The sequence below is a fragment of the Sphingomonas sp. AP28 genome (genome assembly GCF_056680455.1).
This window is the reverse complement of the sequence record NZ_CM155283.1, coordinates 3,404,816-3,421,372: the sequence shown is the minus strand read 5'-3', so window position 1 is coordinate 3,421,372 and position 16,557 is coordinate 3,404,816. Positions and strand designations below refer to the sequence as shown.

Genomic DNA, 16,557 nt, shown 5'->3' with positions numbered 1-16,557 from the left:
ATGACCGATATGCCCAAGCTGCGCAGCCGCGCGTGGTTCGACAACCCCGAGAACATCGACATGACCGCGCTCTATCTGGAGCGCTATCTGAACTTCGGGCTGAGCCTGGAGGAACTGCGCTCGGGCAAGCCGATCATCGGCATCGCGCAGACCGGCAGCGACCTGTCGCCGTGCAACCGCCACCATCTCGTGCTCGCCGAACGCCTGCGCGAGGGCATCCGCGAGGCGGGCGGCATCGCGCTCGAATTCCCGGTCCATCCGATCCAGGAAACCGGCAAGCGCCCGACCGCCGGGCTCGACCGCAACCTCGCGTACCTGGCGCTGGTCGAAGTGCTCTACGGCTACCCGCTCGACGGTGTCGTGCTGACGATCGGCTGCGACAAGACCACGCCCGCCTGCCTGATGGCCGCTGCCACCGTCAACATTCCGGCGATCGCGTTGTCGGTGGGTCCTATGCTCAACGGATGGCACAAGGGCGAGCGGACCGGCTCGGGGACGATCGTGTGGAAGGCACGCGAACTGCTCGCGACCGGCGCGATCGACGATGAGGGCTTCATCAAGCTCGTCGCGTCGTCGGCGCCCTCGACTGGCTATTGCAACACGATGGGCACCGCGACGACGATGAACTCGCTCGCCGAAGCCCTCGGCATGCAGCTGCCCGGCTCGGCCGCGATTCCCGCGCCGTACCGTGACCGCCAGGAGGTCGCGTACAAGACCGGCAAGCGGATCGTCGACATGGTTTCGGAAGATCTGAAGCCGTCGGACATCCTGACCAAGGAGGCGTTCCACAACGCGATCGTCGTCAATTCGGCGATCGGCGGCTCGACCAACGCGCCGATCCACCTCGCCGCGATCGCGCGCCACATCGGCGTCGACCTGCCGATCGACGACTGGCAGACGCACGGCCACAAGGTGCCGCTGATGGTCAACCTCCAGCCTGCCGGCGAGTATCTCGGCGAGGATTATTACCATGCCGGCGGCGTCCCCGCGGTGGTTGCCGAACTGATGAAGCAGGGCCTGATCCACGAAGACGCGATGACCGCGAACGGCAAGTCGATCGGTGACAATTGCCGGACCGCGACGATCGAAGACGAGCGCGTCATCCGCCCGTTCGCCACGCCGTTGCTGGAGGATGCCGGATTCATCGTGCTGCGCGGCAATCTGTTCGACTCGGCGATCATGAAGACCAGCGTGATTTCGCCAGAGTTCCGCGAGCGCTATCTGTCCAACCCGAACGATCTGGAGGCATTCGAGGGCCCGGCGGTCGTGTTCGACGGTCCCGAGGATTATCATCACCGGATCGACGATCCGTCGCTCGGGATCACCACCGACACATTGCTGTTCATGCGTGGCGCCGGGCCGATCGGCTATCCGGGTGCGGCCGAGGTCGTGAACATGCGGCCGCCGGCGTATCTGATCCGCGAAGGCGTCCACGCCCTCCCCTGCATCGGCGACGGTCGGCAGTCGGGGACGTCGGGGTCGCCCTCGATCCTCAACGCCTCGCCCGAAGCCGCGGCGATGGGTGGGCTTGCGTTGATCCGGACCGGCGACCGGGTTCGCATCGACCTGGCCAAGGGCAGCGCCAACGTGCTGATCTCCGACGAGGACCTTGCCGAGCGCCGCCGAGCGCTGACCGAGGCGGGTGGCTATGCCTATCCACGTTCGCAGACGCCTTGGCAGGAAATCCAGCGCGCGACCGTCGGCCAGATGGAAACCGGTGCGATCCTCGAAGGTGCCGAGAAGTATCAGCGGATCGCGCAGACGATGGGGCTACCGCGCGACAATCACTGAGACGGACTTGCGCGCCGCTCGATCAGGGCGGTGCGCAGGCATTGGCAGACGATCTCGTCGCGCTGGTTGATGAGGCGGTGCGTGAAGGTGACGATGCCCGCGTTCGGGCGCGACTTGCTGGGCTTCAGCTTGGTCACTTCGGTCTCGCAGCGCATCGTGTCGCCGATGAACACCGGCCTCGGGTGCACCAGCTTGTCGTAGCCCAGATTGGCGACGAGCGTGCCGAGTGTCGTCTCGCCGACCGACAGCCCGACCATCAGCGCGAAGGTGAAGGTGCCGTTGACGAGGATCCGGCCGAACTCGCTCGCCTTGGCTGCCTCGATATCGAGGTGGAGCGGCTGCGGGTTGTGCGTCATCGTCGAGAACAGGAGGTTGTCCGTCTCGGTCACGGTGCGGCGGATCTCGTGTTCGATCCGGTCGCCGATGCTCCAGTCGTCGAAATAGCGGCCGGCCATTAGCTATCCTTCTCGATGCGGACGAGCATGGTGCCCTCGGTCACCTGCCCGCCCTCGATGGCGTTGAGGTCCGCGACGATGCCGTCGAACGGCGCGGTCAGGGAGTGCTCCATCTTCATCGCCTCGAGCGTGACGAGCTTCTGGCCCTTGGTGACGGTATCGCCCGCCGCGACGTCGACCGCGATGATGCGGCCCGGCATCGGCGACAGGATTGCGCCGTCCGCTGCTCCGCCCGCTAGATTACCTCCGCTTCGTGCTGCGGAGAAGCGATGGGGCCACCCCTTTTCCACGATCAGTATCTCGTTACCGTTCGACCAGAGGAGTGAGCCGACGCCCAAGCGCGTCGATCCAATCCGAGCACTGCGTAGTTCGCCGTCCGCAAGCATCCAGATCAGGGGATTGGCGGGCGCATTCATTCGGAAACCGAGCATATCGGTCCAGACATCGTCCAGTTCGCCATCGTACTTGTGCGGCGCTATCGCGACGTCCGTTCCGCCTGCCTGTTTGAAAATGTTGATCGCACCCATCTCCAACAGCGGATCCGACATTTCGACACCAACGACCAATGACTCCAAGTGTTTCGCAATAAACCCGGTATCGATTGATGCATCGAAAACCTCAGGTCGGCGCAGCAGCGCCGCAAGAAATCCTGCATTGTTCTTTACCGGCCAAGTCAGCACTGAGTCGCAGGTGAACGCCAAACGCTCCATCGCCTCCGCACGCGTCGTGCCTTTAGCGATCAGCTTTGCGATCATTGGATCGTAGAAGGGCGAAACGGTATCCCTTGCCCGAACACCAGTTTCGATCCGCGCGACCGTATCGTCGAGATGAAAGTTATCCAACGTCCCGGTGCTTGGTAGAAAACCGGTCACTGGATCCTCGGCATAGAGCCGCGCTTCCATCGCCCAGCCGTCGATCGCCAGTTCGTCCTGTCGCTTGGGCAAGGGCTCGCGGGATGCGACGCGGAGTTGCCATTCGACGAGGTCCTGGCCGGTGATCTCTTCGGTGACCGGGTGCTCGACCTGCAACCGCGTGTTCATTTCCATGAACCAGATGCGGTCGGCGCGGAGGCCTTCGCTGGCGTCGGCGATGAACTCGATCGTGCCGGCGCCGACATAGTCGACCGCCTTGGCAGCCTTGACCGCGGCGGCGCAGATGGCTTCGCGGGTGGTAGCGTCCATGCCGGGTGCGGGGGCTTCCTCGATCACCTTCTGGTGGCGGCGCTGGAGCGAGCAGTCGCGTTCGAACAGATGGACGACGTTGCCGTGGCTGTCGCCGAAGACCTGCACCTCGATATGGCGCGGCGAGAGGATGTATTTCTCGATCAGCACGTCGGTGTTGCCGAACGACGATGCCGCCTCGCGCTGGCACGAGACGAGCGCGTCGGCGAAGTCGGCGGCGGTATCGACGCGGCGCATGCCCTTGCCGCCGCCGCCGGCGACCGCCTTGATGAGGACGGGGTAGCCGATCGCGTCGGCCTCCGCCTTCAGACGGTCGGGCGACTGGTCCTCACCGAGATAGCCCGGCGTAACGGGTACGCCGGCGGCGATCATGCGCTGTTTCGCGGCGTCCTTGAGGCCCATCGCGCGGATGCTGTCGGGGTTGGGACCGACCCAGATCAGCCCGGCGTCGAGCACGGCTTGGGCGAAATCGGCGTTCTCCGACAGGAAGCCGTAGCCGGGGTGGATAGCCTCGGCCCCGGTGTCGAGCGCGGCGGCGATGATGCGGTCGCCGACGAGGTAGCTTTCGCGTGCCGGGGACGCACCGATATGGACGGCTTCGTCGGCCTGACGGACGTGGAGCGCGTTCGCGTCAGCGTCCGAATAAACCGCTATCGTGCGGATGCCGAGTGCCCTTGCGGTGCGGATGATGCGGCAGGCGATCTCGCCGCGATTGGCGATCAGGAGGGACTCGATCATCGATTCGCTCCGCGGAAGTGCACAAAGTGCAGACGCTCCAGCGATGTGCACATCGGGCTCGAAAGCCGCTCGATGGCAGGAAGATCGGCGCAAAGGATCGACTGGTTCATCATGGTCATCCCGGCATAGGCCGATGCGGGCGGTGTAGGACAGGCCATGTCAGTTCGCGCAACCGGTGGCGCGCTTCGACCAGGTTAGGTTGGCGATCTTCCAGCGGCCGGCTTCGCGGACCATGTCGAAATGATCGGTGCCGCAGTGGGCGACCTTGCCATCGATCGTGAAGACATAGGGCGACCAGACCATCGCGATGTCGCCGTCGATGTCGACCGCGGGATCGGTGAGGCGTTCGGCGTAGCGCTCGGGGCCAGGCTTGATCGATGCGGCGAACTCGGGCCAGCTGGTGCGGCGGACCGAGCGCGTGCCGTCCGGCTTTTCCTCGACCGCGGTGGCGCCGCCGTCGGGGCGGACCTGCGCGAGGATGGCCTGCCCGTCGCGGGCGGCGAGCGCGGCGAAGAGCGCATCGATCGGGACCATGACGCCCGCCTCTTCGGTCATGGCCGCGGGCGGCAGGCCGGTGCCTTTGACGATCGGCTGGACCGGCGTAATCTGTCCGGCGGCGAGGAGAAGTGACAGCAGGATCATCGGGTTACATCCTGAATACGCCGAACGCTGGGCGTTCGGGGATGGGAGCGTTGAGCGTCGCGGCGAAGGCCAGGCCCAGCACGTCGCGGGTCTGGGCGGGATCGATGATGCCGTCGTCCCACAGCCGTGCGGTGGCGTACCAGGGGTTGCCCTCGTCCTCGTATTTCTGGCGTACGGGGGCCTTGAAGGCTTCGGCCTGCTCGGGCGTCCAGCTTTCCGCGTCGCGGTGGACGGTGGCGAGGACCGACGCTGCCTGTTCGCCGCCCATCACGCTGATCCGGCTGTTGGGCCAGGTGAACAGAAAGCGCGGCGAATAGGCGCGGCCGCACATGCCGTAATTACCCGCGCCAAAGCTGCCGCCGATCAGGACGGTGATCTTCGGGACGGTCGCGGTGGCGACGGCGGTTACGAGCTTGGCGCCGTGCTTGGCGATACCCTCCGCCTCGTACTTGCCACCGACCATGAAGCCGGAGATGTTCTGGAGGAACAGCAGCGGGATCTTTCGCTGGCACGCAAGCTCGATGAAATGCGCGCCCTTCTGCGCACTCTCGCTGAACAGCACGCCGTTGTTGGCGAGGATCGCGACCGGGATGCCCCAGATATGCGCGAACCCGCAGACGAGCGACGTGCCGTAGAGCGCCTTGAACTCGTGGAACTCGCTGCCGTCGACGAGGCGCGCGATCACTTCGTGGACGTCGTAGGGCGCGCGGACGTCGCTGGGGACGATGCCGTACAGCTCTTCGGGCGCGAACTTCGGCGCCTTAGGTTGCTGGAGGTTCACCGCGGTCTGCGCCTGCGGTTGCAGCGTCGAGACGATGTCGCGGACGATCGTCAGCGCGTGTTCGTCGTTCTCGGCGACGTGATCGACCACGCCCGAGCGGCGGCCATGCGTGTCGGCGCCGCCCAGTTCCTCGGCCGAGATGACCTCGCCGGTCGCGGCCTTCACCAGCGGCGGGCCGGCGAGGAAGATCGTCCCCTGCCCGCGGACGATGATCGTCTCGTCGGACATGGCGGGGACGTACGCGCCCCCCGCGGTGCAGCTGCCCATGACGCAGGCGATCTGCGGGATGCCTAGCGCCGACATGTTGGCCTGGTTGAAGAATATCCGGCCGAAGTGATCGCGGTCGGGGAACACTTCCGCTTGGTGCGGCAGGTTCGCGCCGCCGCTGTCGACTAGGTAGATGCAGGGGAGCCGGTTTTCCTGCGCGATTTCCTGGGCTCGGAGGTGTTTCTTGACGGTGAGCGGGTAGTAGGTGCCGCCCTTCACGGTCGCGTCGTTGCAGACGATCATGCACTGGCGACCGGAGACGCGGCCGATACCGATGATCAGGCCGGCGCCGGGGACCTCGTCGTCGTAGAGGCCGTTGGCGACGAGCTGGCCGATTTCGAGGAACGGCGAGCCGGGGTCGAGCAGGCGTTCGACGCGGTCGCGGGGGAGGAGTTTGCCGCGCGACGTGTGGCGCTCTCGGGACTTGGCGTTGCCGCCTAGCGCGGTGCGGGCGACGTCTTCGCGGAGGGTTTCGGCGAGGGCGCGGTTGTGGGTCGCGTTCGCGCGAAAGGTTTCGCTGTCGGGGGACAGCGCGGAGGTGAGGACGGGGGCGGTCATGCCAATCCTCCCCGGCACGGGGAGGGGGACCGTTCGTCCGCTTGGGCGAAGGGTGGAGGGGGGCTTCCGCCGACGTTGCGTGCGGGGTGAGCCCCCTCCACCGCTGCGCGGTCCCCCTCCCCGTTCCGGGGAGGATTTGCGGTGGCCATTACTGCGCCACCTTGGGAGCGGCTCCGATGAGTTCTCTGCCGATCAACATCCGCCGAATCTCGTTGGTCCCAGCGCCGATGTCGAGCAACTTCGCATCCCGCATGAACCGCTCGACCGGCCAGTCCTTGGTATACCCTGCCCCACCCAGCGCCTGGATCGACTCAAGCGACACCTTCACCGCGCTCTCGCTCGCCAGCAGGATGGCGCCGGCCGCATCGAACCGAGTCGTCTTGCCCGCATCGCACGATTTCGCCACCGCATAGACGTACGCGCGCGCCGAACTGAGCGCGACGTACATGTCGGCGACCTTCGCCTGGATCAGCTGGAACTGGCCGATCGCCGTCCCGAACTGCTTCCGCTCGCGCACGTACGGGATCACCACGTCGAGGCACGCCTGCATGATGCCGAGCTGGATCCCGGCCAGCACCGCACGTTCATAGTCGAGGCCCGACATCAGCACGCCGACGCCGCCATTCTCGGGGCCCATCACGTTCTCGAACGGGACCTCGCAATCGGTGAAGACGAGTTCGGCGGTGGGCGACCCGCGCATACCCATCTTGTCGATCTTCTGGCCGATCGCGAAGCCCGGCATGTCCTTCTCGATCAGGAACGCGGTGATCCCGCGCGAGCCTTCGCCGGTCTTCGCGTAGACGACCAAAGTGTCGGCATAGGCCGCGTTGGTGATCCAGAACTTCGTGCCGTTGAGGACATAGCCCGTGTCGGTCTTCACCGCCTTGAGCTTCATCGAGACGACGTCGGAGCCCGCGCCGGCTTCGGACATGGCGAGGCTGCCGACATGCTCGCCCGAGACGAGCTTCGGCAGATACTTGGCCTTCTGCTCGGGATTGCCCCAGCGACGGATCTGGTTGACGCACAGGTTCGAATGCGCGCCGTAACTGAGCCCGATCGACGCTGATGCGCGCGAGACTTCCTCGACCGCGACGACGTGCTCGAGATAGCCGAGGCCGAGGCCGCCAAACTCTTCCTCGACGGTGATGCCGTGCAATCCGAGTTCGCCCATTGCCGGCCACAACTCGCGCGGAAACCAGTCATCGGCGTCGATCTTCGCGGCCAGCGGCGCGATCTTGTCGGTGGCGAAGCGGTGCGTGCTCTCGCGAATCATGTCCGCGGATTCGCCGAGCGCGAAATCGAAATCGGGTATCATGCAGCCTCTCCAGACCTTGTGTTGCGACGATGATACTCGGTCGCGGCCCTCTAGAGAAATTGATACGACCGAACACATGCGATAGATCGGGTCTATGGTCGTACCGCTATGATCGAACGCTATGTGTTGCGCTATTTCCTGGCGGTCGTCGATCAGGGCAATTTCACGCGTGCCGCCGCGCAGTGCCGGATCTCGCAGCCGACGCTGTCGGTCGGGATCGCCAAGCTCGAGGCGTTGCTCGGGCAGACGCTGTTCCTGCGGACCAACCGGCGGATCGAACTTACCCCCTCGGGCACGCGGTTCGCGGTGCATGCGCGTCGGATCGAAGCCGAGTTCGCGGCTGCCGAGCGGGATTTGCAGGACACGGCTCCGACCAAGCTCGTCCGCCTCGGGATCGCGACAACGTTGCCGCCGTCCTGGATCGCTGCGGCATTAAGTAGGGCGCGACGCGCCTCCACCACCGAACGCCTCGAAGTCGTCGAGGGACGGAGTAGCGAACTCGTCGCGCTGCTCGATCGCGGGCGGATCGACGTGATGCTCGGCGCAATCGGCGACGATGCGCGCGGTCGCGTGCTGTTCGAGGAGGGTTTCGCGGTCGCGGTGGCGAACGACCACCGACTGGCCGGACGCGCCACGCTCGCGGTCGCCGACGTCGCCGAGGAAACGATGATCGTCCGCCGCCACTGCGAAGCGCTGGCCGAGACGAGCCGCTTCTTCACCGCCCGCGGCGTGCGGCCCTTCATGGCCGCCCGCACCGTCAGCGACGATCGCGCGCTGACCTATGTCCGTGCAGGGCTCGGGATGACGGTCATGCCACTGAGCTTTGCCAGCGAGGGCATCGCGATGATTCGGTTGACGGGCTTCGATCCGACGCGGCGCGTAGGCGTGCTGGTGGCGAACGATTCCGCCTCACGCATTGAAGGAAGCATGATGGTCGCGGCGATCGAGGAGACGTTCAGGGACCTGCACACGGCGGAAGCCGATGCCGACGATCTCATCTGACGCTCTGTAAAAAGCTGTCCCGGCGAACCGGTCATCAACGGAAATGGTGGAGCCGAGGGGGATCGAACCCCTGACCTTTCGCATGCCATGCGAACGCTCTCCCAGCTGAGCTACGGCCCCATTCCCGTTGGGAGGCGGGTCACTAACCGGACCCGCCCGGGTTGGCAAGCGGCGTAAATGCCGCCTGCCAAATTTATTCTACTTAACGCTCGTGCTCGTCCTGCGGCGTCTCGACGCCGAGGTCGTCGTCGCCGCCGAGATCGACTTCGTCGTCCGCCGACGGCTCTTCGTCCTCGCCGGTGATCGAGGCGATGTCCTCTTCCTCGTCACCCTCGAGATCCGCGTCGGGCTTCTTGGTGTCGGGCTTGGCGACCTCGAACGGCAGCGGCTGCTTCGACTTCAGGATGGGCTCGGGCTCCCACGCATACCCGCATTCGATGCAGGTCACGGGGTCGGCTTTTTCGAGGTCGTAGAAACGCGTCGCGCATTTCGGGCACGAACGCTTCGTGCCCCATTCCGGCTTGATCATGCCGATAGAACCTTTCGGATGAATGGATTGCGGGGGGATACCCTCGCAAAGTGGGCGCGCCTTGCCATAGCGCAAGGCCACTGTCAAAAGCCCGGCCCCATGGCACACCCCCTCCCCCAGCCGCTCGACGTCGTCGCGCGCGGTCCACTGACCGGTTCGATCGCGGTCCCCGGCGACAAGTCGATCAGCCACCGCGCGCTGATGTTCGCGAGCTTAGCTGTCGGCACCAGCCGGATCGAGGGGCTGTTGGAGGGCGAGGACGTGCTTGCCACCGCGGCTGCGATGCGCGCGATGGGGGCGACGATCGAGCGTGGCGAGGACGGCATCTGGACCGTAGACGGTGTTGGGGTGGGCGGGTTGCTCCAGCCCGAGACCGCGCTGGAGATGGGGAATTCGGGGACGTCGACGCGGTTGCTGATGGGCCTCGTGTCGAGCCATCCGATTACCTGTACCTTTACCGGCGACGCGTCGCTGTCGGGTCGGCCGATGGGGCGCGTGATCGAGCCGCTGTCGCAGATGGGGGCGGACATCACGTCGTCGCCGGGCGGGCGGCTGCCGCTGATGGTGCGCGGGATGTGTCCGGCGGTGCCGATCGAATACACGTTGCCGGTCGCGTCGGCGCAGGTGAAGTCGGCGATACTGCTCGCGGGGCTCAACACGCCGGGGATCACGCGGGTCATCGAGCCCGTCGCGACGCGCGATCATAGCGAGCGGATGCTGACGGGGTTCGGCGCGAAGCTGACTGTCGAGGAGACGAACCAGGGCCGTATCATTTCGATCACTGGCGAAGCCGAGCTGAAGCCGCAGGACATCGTCGTGCCGGGCGATCCTTCGTCGTCGGCGTTCTGGCTGGTCGCGGCGTCGATCGTGCCGGGGTCGGATATCGTCGTGCGTAACGTCGGGCTGAACCCGACGCGGATCGGGATCGTCACGGCTTTGCGGATGATGGGCGCGGATATTACCGAGCTCGACCCGCGCACCGTCGGTGGCGAGCCGGTCGCCGACCTGCGCGTCCGGCATGCCCCCCTGACTGCGATCGAGGTGCCGGCCGATCTCGCGCCGAGCATGATCGACGAATATCCGGTGCTGTTCGTCGCGGCAGCCTTCGCGACCGGCACGACGATCGCGCGCGGCGCGCATGAGTTGCGGGTCAAGGAATCGGACCGGATCACGACGATGCGGATCGCGCTCGAAGCCTGCGGCGTCGTTTGCGAAGAATATGAGGATGGCATGGCGATCACCGGGTCGGGCGGCGCGGCGATTCGCGGTGGCGCTCGGGTGGCCTCGAAACTCGACCACCGCATCGCAATGAGCATGGTCGTGGCTGGACTTGGCGCCGTTCAGGCCGTCACGATTGACGATGTATCGCCGGTGGCGACGAGCTATCCCGTGTTCTTCCGGTCGCTCGATGCGCTTACCGGCCGGGGGAATTAAGATGATCATCGCAGTCGACGGTCCGGCGGCATCGGGCAAGGGCACGATCGCGCGCGCCTTGGCCAAGCATTATGGGTTGCCGTATCTCGATACCGGGCTGTTGTACCGGGCCGTGGCGCTGAGCGTGGCGCGGATGGGGCTCGATCCGGAGACTGAGGCCGATGCGGTCGCGGCGTGCGATTTCGGCGATGCGCTGTTGAGCGATCCGGCGTTGCGCGACGATGATATCGGCGCGCTCGCGTCGGTGGTGTCGGCGCATCCGCTGGTGCGGGCGGCTCTGTTGCACCGGCAGAAGCGGTTTGCGGCGCAGGAGGGTGGCGCGATTCTGGACGGGCGCGACATCGGCACGGTGATTGCGCCGGATGCGGATGCGAAGTTGTTCGTGAAGGCTACGCCGAATATCCGGGCGCAGCGGCGGCATGCGGAGTTGCAGGCTCGGGGTGGGACTGCGAGCAAGGATCGTGTGCTGGCGGATATCCGGGCGCGGGATGCTCGGGATAGTGGGCGGTCTACGGCGCCGTTGGTGATGGCGGCGGATGCTGCGTTGCTGGATACTAGTTTTCTGTCGATCGAGGCTTCGGTGCAGCGGGCTGTTGCGTTGGTTGAGGCGCAGCGGGCGAAGAAGGCCGCTTCGGTTTAGGGCTTACGTCGTTCCAAAAAAGCTGCGCCACCCCGGCGGAGGCCGGGGCCCAGTTGGGGGACGTTGCTAACTGAGGGCAGCGCTAAGTTACTGCGACCTTTCCAACTGGGCCCCGGCCTTCGCCGGGGTGGTTGCCCTAGCGGTGAAGTAAACTTGTTTCCCCGCGAAGGCGGGGACCCAGACTGGGCTCCCGCCTTCGCGGGAGAACAAGTGAAGAGAGGGTGCCCCCTCCCCTAAAGCGCAGTAACCAGTGCCACCGCCCCGAACACCACCCCCGGAAAATTCGCCACGACGATCGGCCAGTCCCGCTTGTCCTTCAGAAACCCGTACCCGACCCACAGCGCGCAATTCACCATCGTCGCGAACGGCTGGACCACCGATCCCTTGTGACCGGAAAGGTTCAGCATGATCTGGTCGATGTACGACAGGTACATCACGATCGCCGTCACGGTGGCGACCCAGCCCAGCACGAGAATGCCGCGTTCGTTCAAATCTTCGCTCCTGTTGTGAGCGGCCCCTAACGAAGCAGCGGCGAACTTGCTCCGAGACCCGGTTTCGGCTATACGGAACCGTCCGGCGAGCGATGCTCGTGGAGGAAGGCGCGGAGACCCTCGAGTCTCACGCGCCGTTTTCGCATTCAGCGTCTACGTCCTCCGCAGCTTTGTGCCGTCCGGATGCTGCGCCGGCGTTCGGTCGTCGCGGCAACGAAGGCCAAGACCAGCGGACCCAACCGCTTGGCCGGAAACAGACTAGGATTACTGAATTCTATGGCAACCCAGGTAATGCCGACCCGCGACGATTTCGCGGCGATGCTGAACGAAACGCTCGGCGACGCCGACAGCTTCGAGGGCCGCGTGGTGCATGGCACCGTGACCGGCATCGAGAACGACATGGCCGTCATCGACGTCGGCTTGAAGTCGGAAGGCCGCGTGCCGCTTCGCGAATTCGCAGCGCCGGGCCAGAAGGCTGACCTCAAGGTCGGCGACGAAGTCGAAGTCTATGTTGACCGCGTCGAGAACGTCCACGGCGAAGCGATGCTCAGCCGCGATCGCGCCCGTCGCGAAGCCGCATGGGATAAGCTGGAAACCGAATTCTCCAAAACGACCCGCGTCGAAGGCGTGATCTTCGGCCGCGTGAAGGGTGGCTTCACCGTCGACCTGAACGGCGCCGTCGCGTTCCTGCCCGGTTCGCAGGTCGATATCCGCCCCGTGCGCGATGTCACCCCGCTGATGGATATCCCCCAGCCGTTCCAGATCCTGAAGATGGACCGCAAGCGCGGCAACATCGTCGTGTCGCGTCGCGCCGTTCTCGAAGAGACGCGCGCAGAGCAGCGTTCGGGCCTGATCCTCAGCCTGGCCGAGGGCCAGATCATCGACGGCGTCGTCAAGAACATCACCGATTACGGTGCGTTCGTTGATCTCGGCGGCATCGATGGCCTGCTGCACGTCACCGATCTCAGCTACAAGCGCGTCGGTCACCCGAGCGAAGTCCTGAACATCGGCGACACCGTCAAGGTGCAGATCATCCGCATCAACAAGGACACCCAGCGCATCAGCCTCGGCATGAAGCAGCTGGAGAGCGATCCCTGGGATGGCGCGATGGTCAAGTACCCGGTCGGCGCAAAGCTCACCGGCCGCGTCACGAACATCACCGAATATGGTGCGTTCGTCGAGCTGGAAGCAGGCATCGAAGGCCTCGTCCATGTCTCGGAAATGTCCTGGACCAAGAAGAACGTCCATCCGGGCAAGATCGTGTCGACCTCGCAGGAAGTCGACGTCATGGTCCTCGAAGTCGATTCCGAGAAGCGTCGCATCTCGCTCGGCCTCAAGCAGGCTCAGGCCAATCCCTGGGAGGCATTCGCTGCCGCTCATCCGATCGGTTCGACCGTCGAAGGCGAAGTCAAGAACGCGACCGAGTTCGGTCTGTTCATCGGCCTCGACAACGACGTCGACGGCATGGTCCACATGTCCGACATCGCATGGGGCGTTTCGGGCGAGGACGCGCTCAACCTGCATCGCAAGGGTGAGACCGTCGAGGCCGTCGTGCTCGACATCGACGCCGAGAAGGAGCGTATCTCGCTTGGCATGAAGCAGCTCGAGCGCGGCGGGCCATCGGCCGGCGGCATCGCAGCCGCAGGCGACAAGCTGAACAAGAACGCGATCGTTACCGTTACCGTTCTCGAAGTCCGCGACGCGGGCCTCGAAGTGCAGCAGGGCGACGATGGCGCGACTGGCTTCATCAAGCGCACGGATCTTGGTCGCGATCGCGACGAGCAGCGTCCGGAGCGTTTCCAGGTCGGCCAGAAGTTCGACGCAATGGTCACCGGTTTCGACCGTTCGAAGAAGCCCACCTTCTCGATCAAGGCGATGCAGATCTCCGAAGAGAAGCAGGCTGTCGCACAATATGGTTCGTCCGACTCGGGCGCGACGCTGGGCAACATCTTGGGCGAGGCTCTCAAGGCCCGCACGGACGCCGAGAAGAAGTAAGTGTTAAGAAAAGCCTAACGGCTTATCGATGAAAACGCCCGGCATGTCTCGAACATGTCGGGCTTTTTGTTGTCATATCCACTTTGGTTTTTGACTGTTCGGTAATAAGTGCTAATGCCTCGCAGGTTGACCTGTATCAATCCGCAAGTGTTTTTTAGATGGGCGGGGGCTCGAATGATCCGATCTGAACTGGTCCTTAAGATCGCTGAGGCGCATCCGGACCTACAGCCTAACGAAGTGGAGCTGATCGTCAGCACCTTCTTCGACGAGATATCCAAGCGACTGGCCGCCGACGGCCGGGTCGAGCTGCGCGGTTTCGGTGCATTCTCGACGCGTGCACGCGATGCACGGACCGGTCGCAACCCGCGTACCGGCGAAGTCGTCGAGGTCGAGGCCAAGCGCGTGCCCTATTTCAAGCCGGGCAAGGAAATGCGCTCGCGCCTGAATGTGTGAGCGGTACCACTGCGCGGGACCGTAGACAGTCGAAGAATATGCTGCCGGCCTGGCAAGATGGGTTGACGCTGCGCGCGACCTCGTCTTGTTGGGCGCGTGTGCGGACGTGGCGAAACCGGTAGACGCAGGAGACTTAAAATCTCCCTCCCTAGGAGTGCGGGTTCGAGTCCCGCCGTCCGCACCAATCCTGTCTACGTTATCGGCCCTGCCTGACTGCTCACCGGTCGGCGTTGCTGGGCTGCCGGTAATCAAGCGGCGCGATGTGGAAGCCAGGAACGCCGATCGCCAGCGTTCCGGCCTTTACGCCTTCGACAGCCAGCATCCCGGAACGACGACCTGCCGACCAGCGCTGTTCGATCGTGGGGCCTGAAAAGTCGAGCGCCTTGCCGGCGACTTCATCGGCCTGCTCGGTATAGGCGAGTCGGACCAGCGACAGCGCGAAGTCCTGGCGGCCGGCGTGCGCGGCTTGCCACCGTTCGATCGTGCGGCGGGATTGCGCGGCGAAGATCAGGTCCTGCATGCGGCTCGTCGCCTCGCCCAACGTCGTCGGGCGCGAACCGTGGAGCGGCAACAGGTCGACCGCGATGCAGAGTGTTGGTCGCGGTAGCGGTTCGCTGAGGACCGGATCGAGCGGCAAGTTCGCGGACAGGCCGCCATCGACCAGCCAGCGGCCGTCGATCTCCACCGGCGGGAAGGCGACCGGCAGCGCGGCGCTGGCGCGGATGTGTTCGGGTCCGACCTGCATGGCGGCACTGTCGAATACGACGTCGTCGCCGGTTTCGAGATCGACCGCGGTCGCGATGTACCTACACGGACCCACGTTGAGCCGCTCGAAATCGACCAGCGTTTCCAGCGTCGTGGCGAGCTGGTTGGTTTCAAAGATCGACGGCTGGCTGTCGGTCCACGGTGCCAAGGCGGAGAGCATGGGGCCGAAGACGCCGGCGCGACCGAGCGTTGCGGACCAGCCGACTGCGTTCGTGCGACGGCTGGTTTCGAGGGCACTCAACCACGGGAGCGTCGGTGCGCCGGACGGTGCGGGTCGCCAGAACGTTCGCAGCGTCTCGATCCGTCGATCGGGAGCGGAACCGGCGATCAGGGCCCCGTTGATCGCGCCGATCGAGGCGCCGATGATCCAGTCGGGTTGAAGGCCGTGCTGGTGCAGCGCTTCGTAGACGCCCGCTTCGAATGCGCCGAGCGCATTGCCGCCGCTGAGGACGAGCGCGATGTCGAAGTCGCGCGACGCCCCTGCCCCTTCGGCATCCGGTGTCACCGGCTGGTATCCTTCGGCCAGCTTAGGGCAACCGCGATTCCGGCTCCGACGACACCGAGCACCAAGATGGCGGGGTGGAGTTTCTGTGCCTGCAACACGGTGCTCGATTTCCGCGCGTGGACGTCCTGGCTGCCTCGCAGCGCATCGACGCGCGGCTCATAGAGGTTGTCGCGGCGCGCCGGGTCACCGGGATCTTCCGGTTTCTGCTGCGCGACGGTGCCGACCAGTTCCATGATCTTGTCGCTTAACCGTGGCGCGGCGCGCGAAAGGAGCGAGGACAGCAGCCCCCCGCCCCCGGCATACAGTGTGCGTCGCGGCGTTCCGCAGGCGAACAGCACCGCGTCGGCGACGACCGACGGTGCGTAGAGCGGCGGCGGCAGGCGCGGTGGCTGATCCATGAAGTTGCGCGCATGCTCGGGGAACGGCGTGTCGATCGCGCCGGGCTTGATGAGGGTGACGGAAATGTTGGCCCCCTCCTGCTCCAGTTCCATCCGCAACGTATCCGTTAGCGCCTGCACCGCATGCTTGGTCGCGCAATACGGGCCTTGCTCGACGATCGCGCGGTCGCTGAGGATCGAGCCGACGTTGATGATGGCCCCACCACGCGCGCGCAGATGTCGCGCGGCGACCAGAGATCCGTGCAGCACACCAAAATAGTTGACGTCGAATACGCGGCGGTGATCGGCGACCGGGACCTGCTCGAGCGTACCATACGTCCCTGCCCCGGCGTTGTTGACCCAGCTGTCGAAGCCGCCGAACGCCTCGACCGCGACGGCGGCGATCCGCTCGACCGCGGCCATGTCGCTGACGTCCGCGACGCAGATCGCTATGCGCCCGCCATCGGTCGACAGGCGATCACGCAGGGCCTGCAGCGCCGCTTCGTTACGCGCGGTCGCGACGACGGTGGCACCGCGCTTCACGGCCTCTTCGACGATCGCGAGACCGTTGCCGCTGGTTGCGCCGGTGACGACGATGATCTGATCGCGAAGGGGTTTCAGGGTGATGGCCATGTCGA

15 protein-coding genes and 2 tRNA genes are annotated in these 16,557 nt (G+C 65.2%); 7 read left to right on the top strand and 10 right to left on the bottom strand.

The window, feature by feature from the left end; genetic code table 11:
• Positions 1-1,791 carry an IlvD/Edd family dehydratase gene (locus AC1MH0_RS15725; RefSeq protein WP_480963529.1) on the top strand — a complete coding sequence of 597 codons (1,791 nt, stop codon included), beginning with the start codon at positions 1-3 and terminating at the stop codon, positions 1,789-1,791.
• Here the strand turns inward: AC1MH0_RS15725 and AC1MH0_RS15720 are convergent.
• The 5 genes from AC1MH0_RS15720 to AC1MH0_RS15700 form a co-directional block, all read right to left on the bottom strand.
• Positions 1,785-2,246 (bottom strand): MaoC family dehydratase, encoded by a 462-nt coding sequence (locus AC1MH0_RS15720; RefSeq protein ID WP_480963528.1) that lies wholly within the window; start codon positions 2,244-2,246, stop codon positions 1,785-1,787. The two genes, AC1MH0_RS15725 and AC1MH0_RS15720, sit on opposite strands and share 7 nt — an antisense overlap.
• Positions 2,246-4,165 carry an acetyl/propionyl/methylcrotonyl-CoA carboxylase subunit alpha gene (locus AC1MH0_RS15715; RefSeq protein ID WP_480963527.1) on the bottom strand — a complete coding sequence of 640 codons (1,920 nt, stop codon included), beginning with the start codon at positions 4,163-4,165 and terminating at the stop codon, positions 2,246-2,248. Before AC1MH0_RS15715 ends, AC1MH0_RS15720 begins: the two co-directional genes overlap by 1 nt.
• Positions 4,166-4,324: 159 nt before the next feature.
• Entirely contained in the window at positions 4,325-4,807 is a 483-nt protein-coding gene (locus AC1MH0_RS15710; protein WP_480963526.1) for a nuclear transport factor 2 family protein, read from the bottom strand.
• Positions 4,808-4,811: 4 nt separating this feature from the next.
• Entirely contained in the window at positions 4,812-6,413 is a 1,602-nt protein-coding gene (locus AC1MH0_RS15705; RefSeq protein ID WP_480963525.1) for a carboxyl transferase domain-containing protein, read from the bottom strand.
• Between the two features lie 148 nt (positions 6,414-6,561).
• A complete protein-coding gene (locus tag AC1MH0_RS15700; protein WP_107961668.1) occupies positions 6,562-7,728 on the bottom strand; it encodes an isovaleryl-CoA dehydrogenase in 1,167 nt (388 codons plus the stop codon).
• A 108-nt stretch (positions 7,729-7,836) separates the two neighbouring features.
• On the opposite strand from AC1MH0_RS15700, the gene AC1MH0_RS15695 reads away from it, so the two are divergent.
• Positions 7,837-8,730 (top strand): LysR family transcriptional regulator, encoded by an 894-nt coding sequence (locus AC1MH0_RS15695; RefSeq protein WP_480963524.1) that lies wholly within the window; start codon positions 7,837-7,839, stop codon positions 8,728-8,730.
• A 44-nt stretch (positions 8,731-8,774) separates the two neighbouring features.
• Here AC1MH0_RS15695 and AC1MH0_RS15690 read toward each other — a convergent pair.
• A tRNA-Ala gene (locus AC1MH0_RS15690) sits at positions 8,775-8,850 on the bottom strand.
• Between the two features lie 82 nt (positions 8,851-8,932).
• Entirely contained in the window at positions 8,933-9,259 is a 327-nt protein-coding gene (locus AC1MH0_RS15685; protein ID WP_031395784.1) for a TIGR02300 family protein, read from the bottom strand.
• Between the two features lie 99 nt (positions 9,260-9,358).
• Here AC1MH0_RS15685 and aroA point away from each other — a divergent pair, with 99 nt between their 5' ends.
• Together aroA and cmk are read left to right on the top strand one after the other, a co-directional pair.
• Positions 9,359-10,693: a 3-phosphoshikimate 1-carboxyvinyltransferase gene (gene aroA / locus AC1MH0_RS15680; protein ID WP_480963523.1), complete on the top strand. Its 1,335-nt coding sequence runs from the start codon at positions 9,359-9,361 to the stop codon at positions 10,691-10,693.
• A 1-nt stretch (position 10,694) separates the two neighbouring features.
• Positions 10,695-11,333 carry a (d)CMP kinase gene (gene cmk, locus AC1MH0_RS15675; RefSeq protein ID WP_480963522.1) on the top strand — a complete coding sequence of 213 codons (639 nt, stop codon included), beginning with the start codon at positions 10,695-10,697 and terminating at the stop codon, positions 11,331-11,333.
• Positions 11,334-11,566: 233 nt separating this feature from the next.
• Here the strand turns inward: cmk and AC1MH0_RS15670 are convergent, their stop codons facing one another.
• On the bottom strand, positions 11,567-11,824 hold the full coding sequence (locus tag AC1MH0_RS15670; RefSeq protein ID WP_480963521.1) for a SemiSWEET family transporter: 258 nt from the start codon (positions 11,822-11,824) through the stop codon (positions 11,567-11,569).
• Positions 11,825-12,100: 276 nt separating this feature from the next.
• Here AC1MH0_RS15670 and rpsA point away from each other — a divergent pair, with 276 nt between their 5' ends.
• The 3 genes from rpsA (at position 12,101) to AC1MH0_RS15655 (ending at position 14,456) form a co-directional block, all read left to right on the top strand.
• Positions 12,101-13,819 (top strand): 30S ribosomal protein S1, encoded by a 1,719-nt coding sequence (rpsA, locus tag AC1MH0_RS15665; protein ID WP_056060414.1) that lies wholly within the window; start codon positions 12,101-12,103, stop codon positions 13,817-13,819.
• A gap of 174 nt (positions 13,820-13,993) precedes the next feature.
• Positions 13,994-14,272: an integration host factor subunit beta gene (locus AC1MH0_RS15660; RefSeq protein WP_056060417.1), complete on the top strand. Its 279-nt coding sequence runs from the start codon at positions 13,994-13,996 to the stop codon at positions 14,270-14,272.
• Positions 14,273-14,372: 100 nt separating this feature from the next.
• Positions 14,373-14,456 (top strand) — tRNA-Leu (locus AC1MH0_RS15655).
• A 33-nt stretch (positions 14,457-14,489) separates the two neighbouring features.
• Here AC1MH0_RS15655 and AC1MH0_RS15650 read toward each other — a convergent pair.
• On the bottom strand, positions 14,490-15,542 hold the full coding sequence (locus AC1MH0_RS15650) for a patatin-like phospholipase family protein (protein WP_480963520.1): 1,053 nt from the start codon (positions 15,540-15,542) through the stop codon (positions 14,490-14,492).
• Entirely contained in the window at positions 15,539-16,552 is a 1,014-nt protein-coding gene (locus tag AC1MH0_RS15645) for an SDR family oxidoreductase (protein ID WP_480963519.1), read from the bottom strand. The genes AC1MH0_RS15650 and AC1MH0_RS15645 overlap by 4 nt, the downstream gene beginning before the upstream one ends.
• Positions 16,553-16,557: the final 5 nt, after the last annotated feature.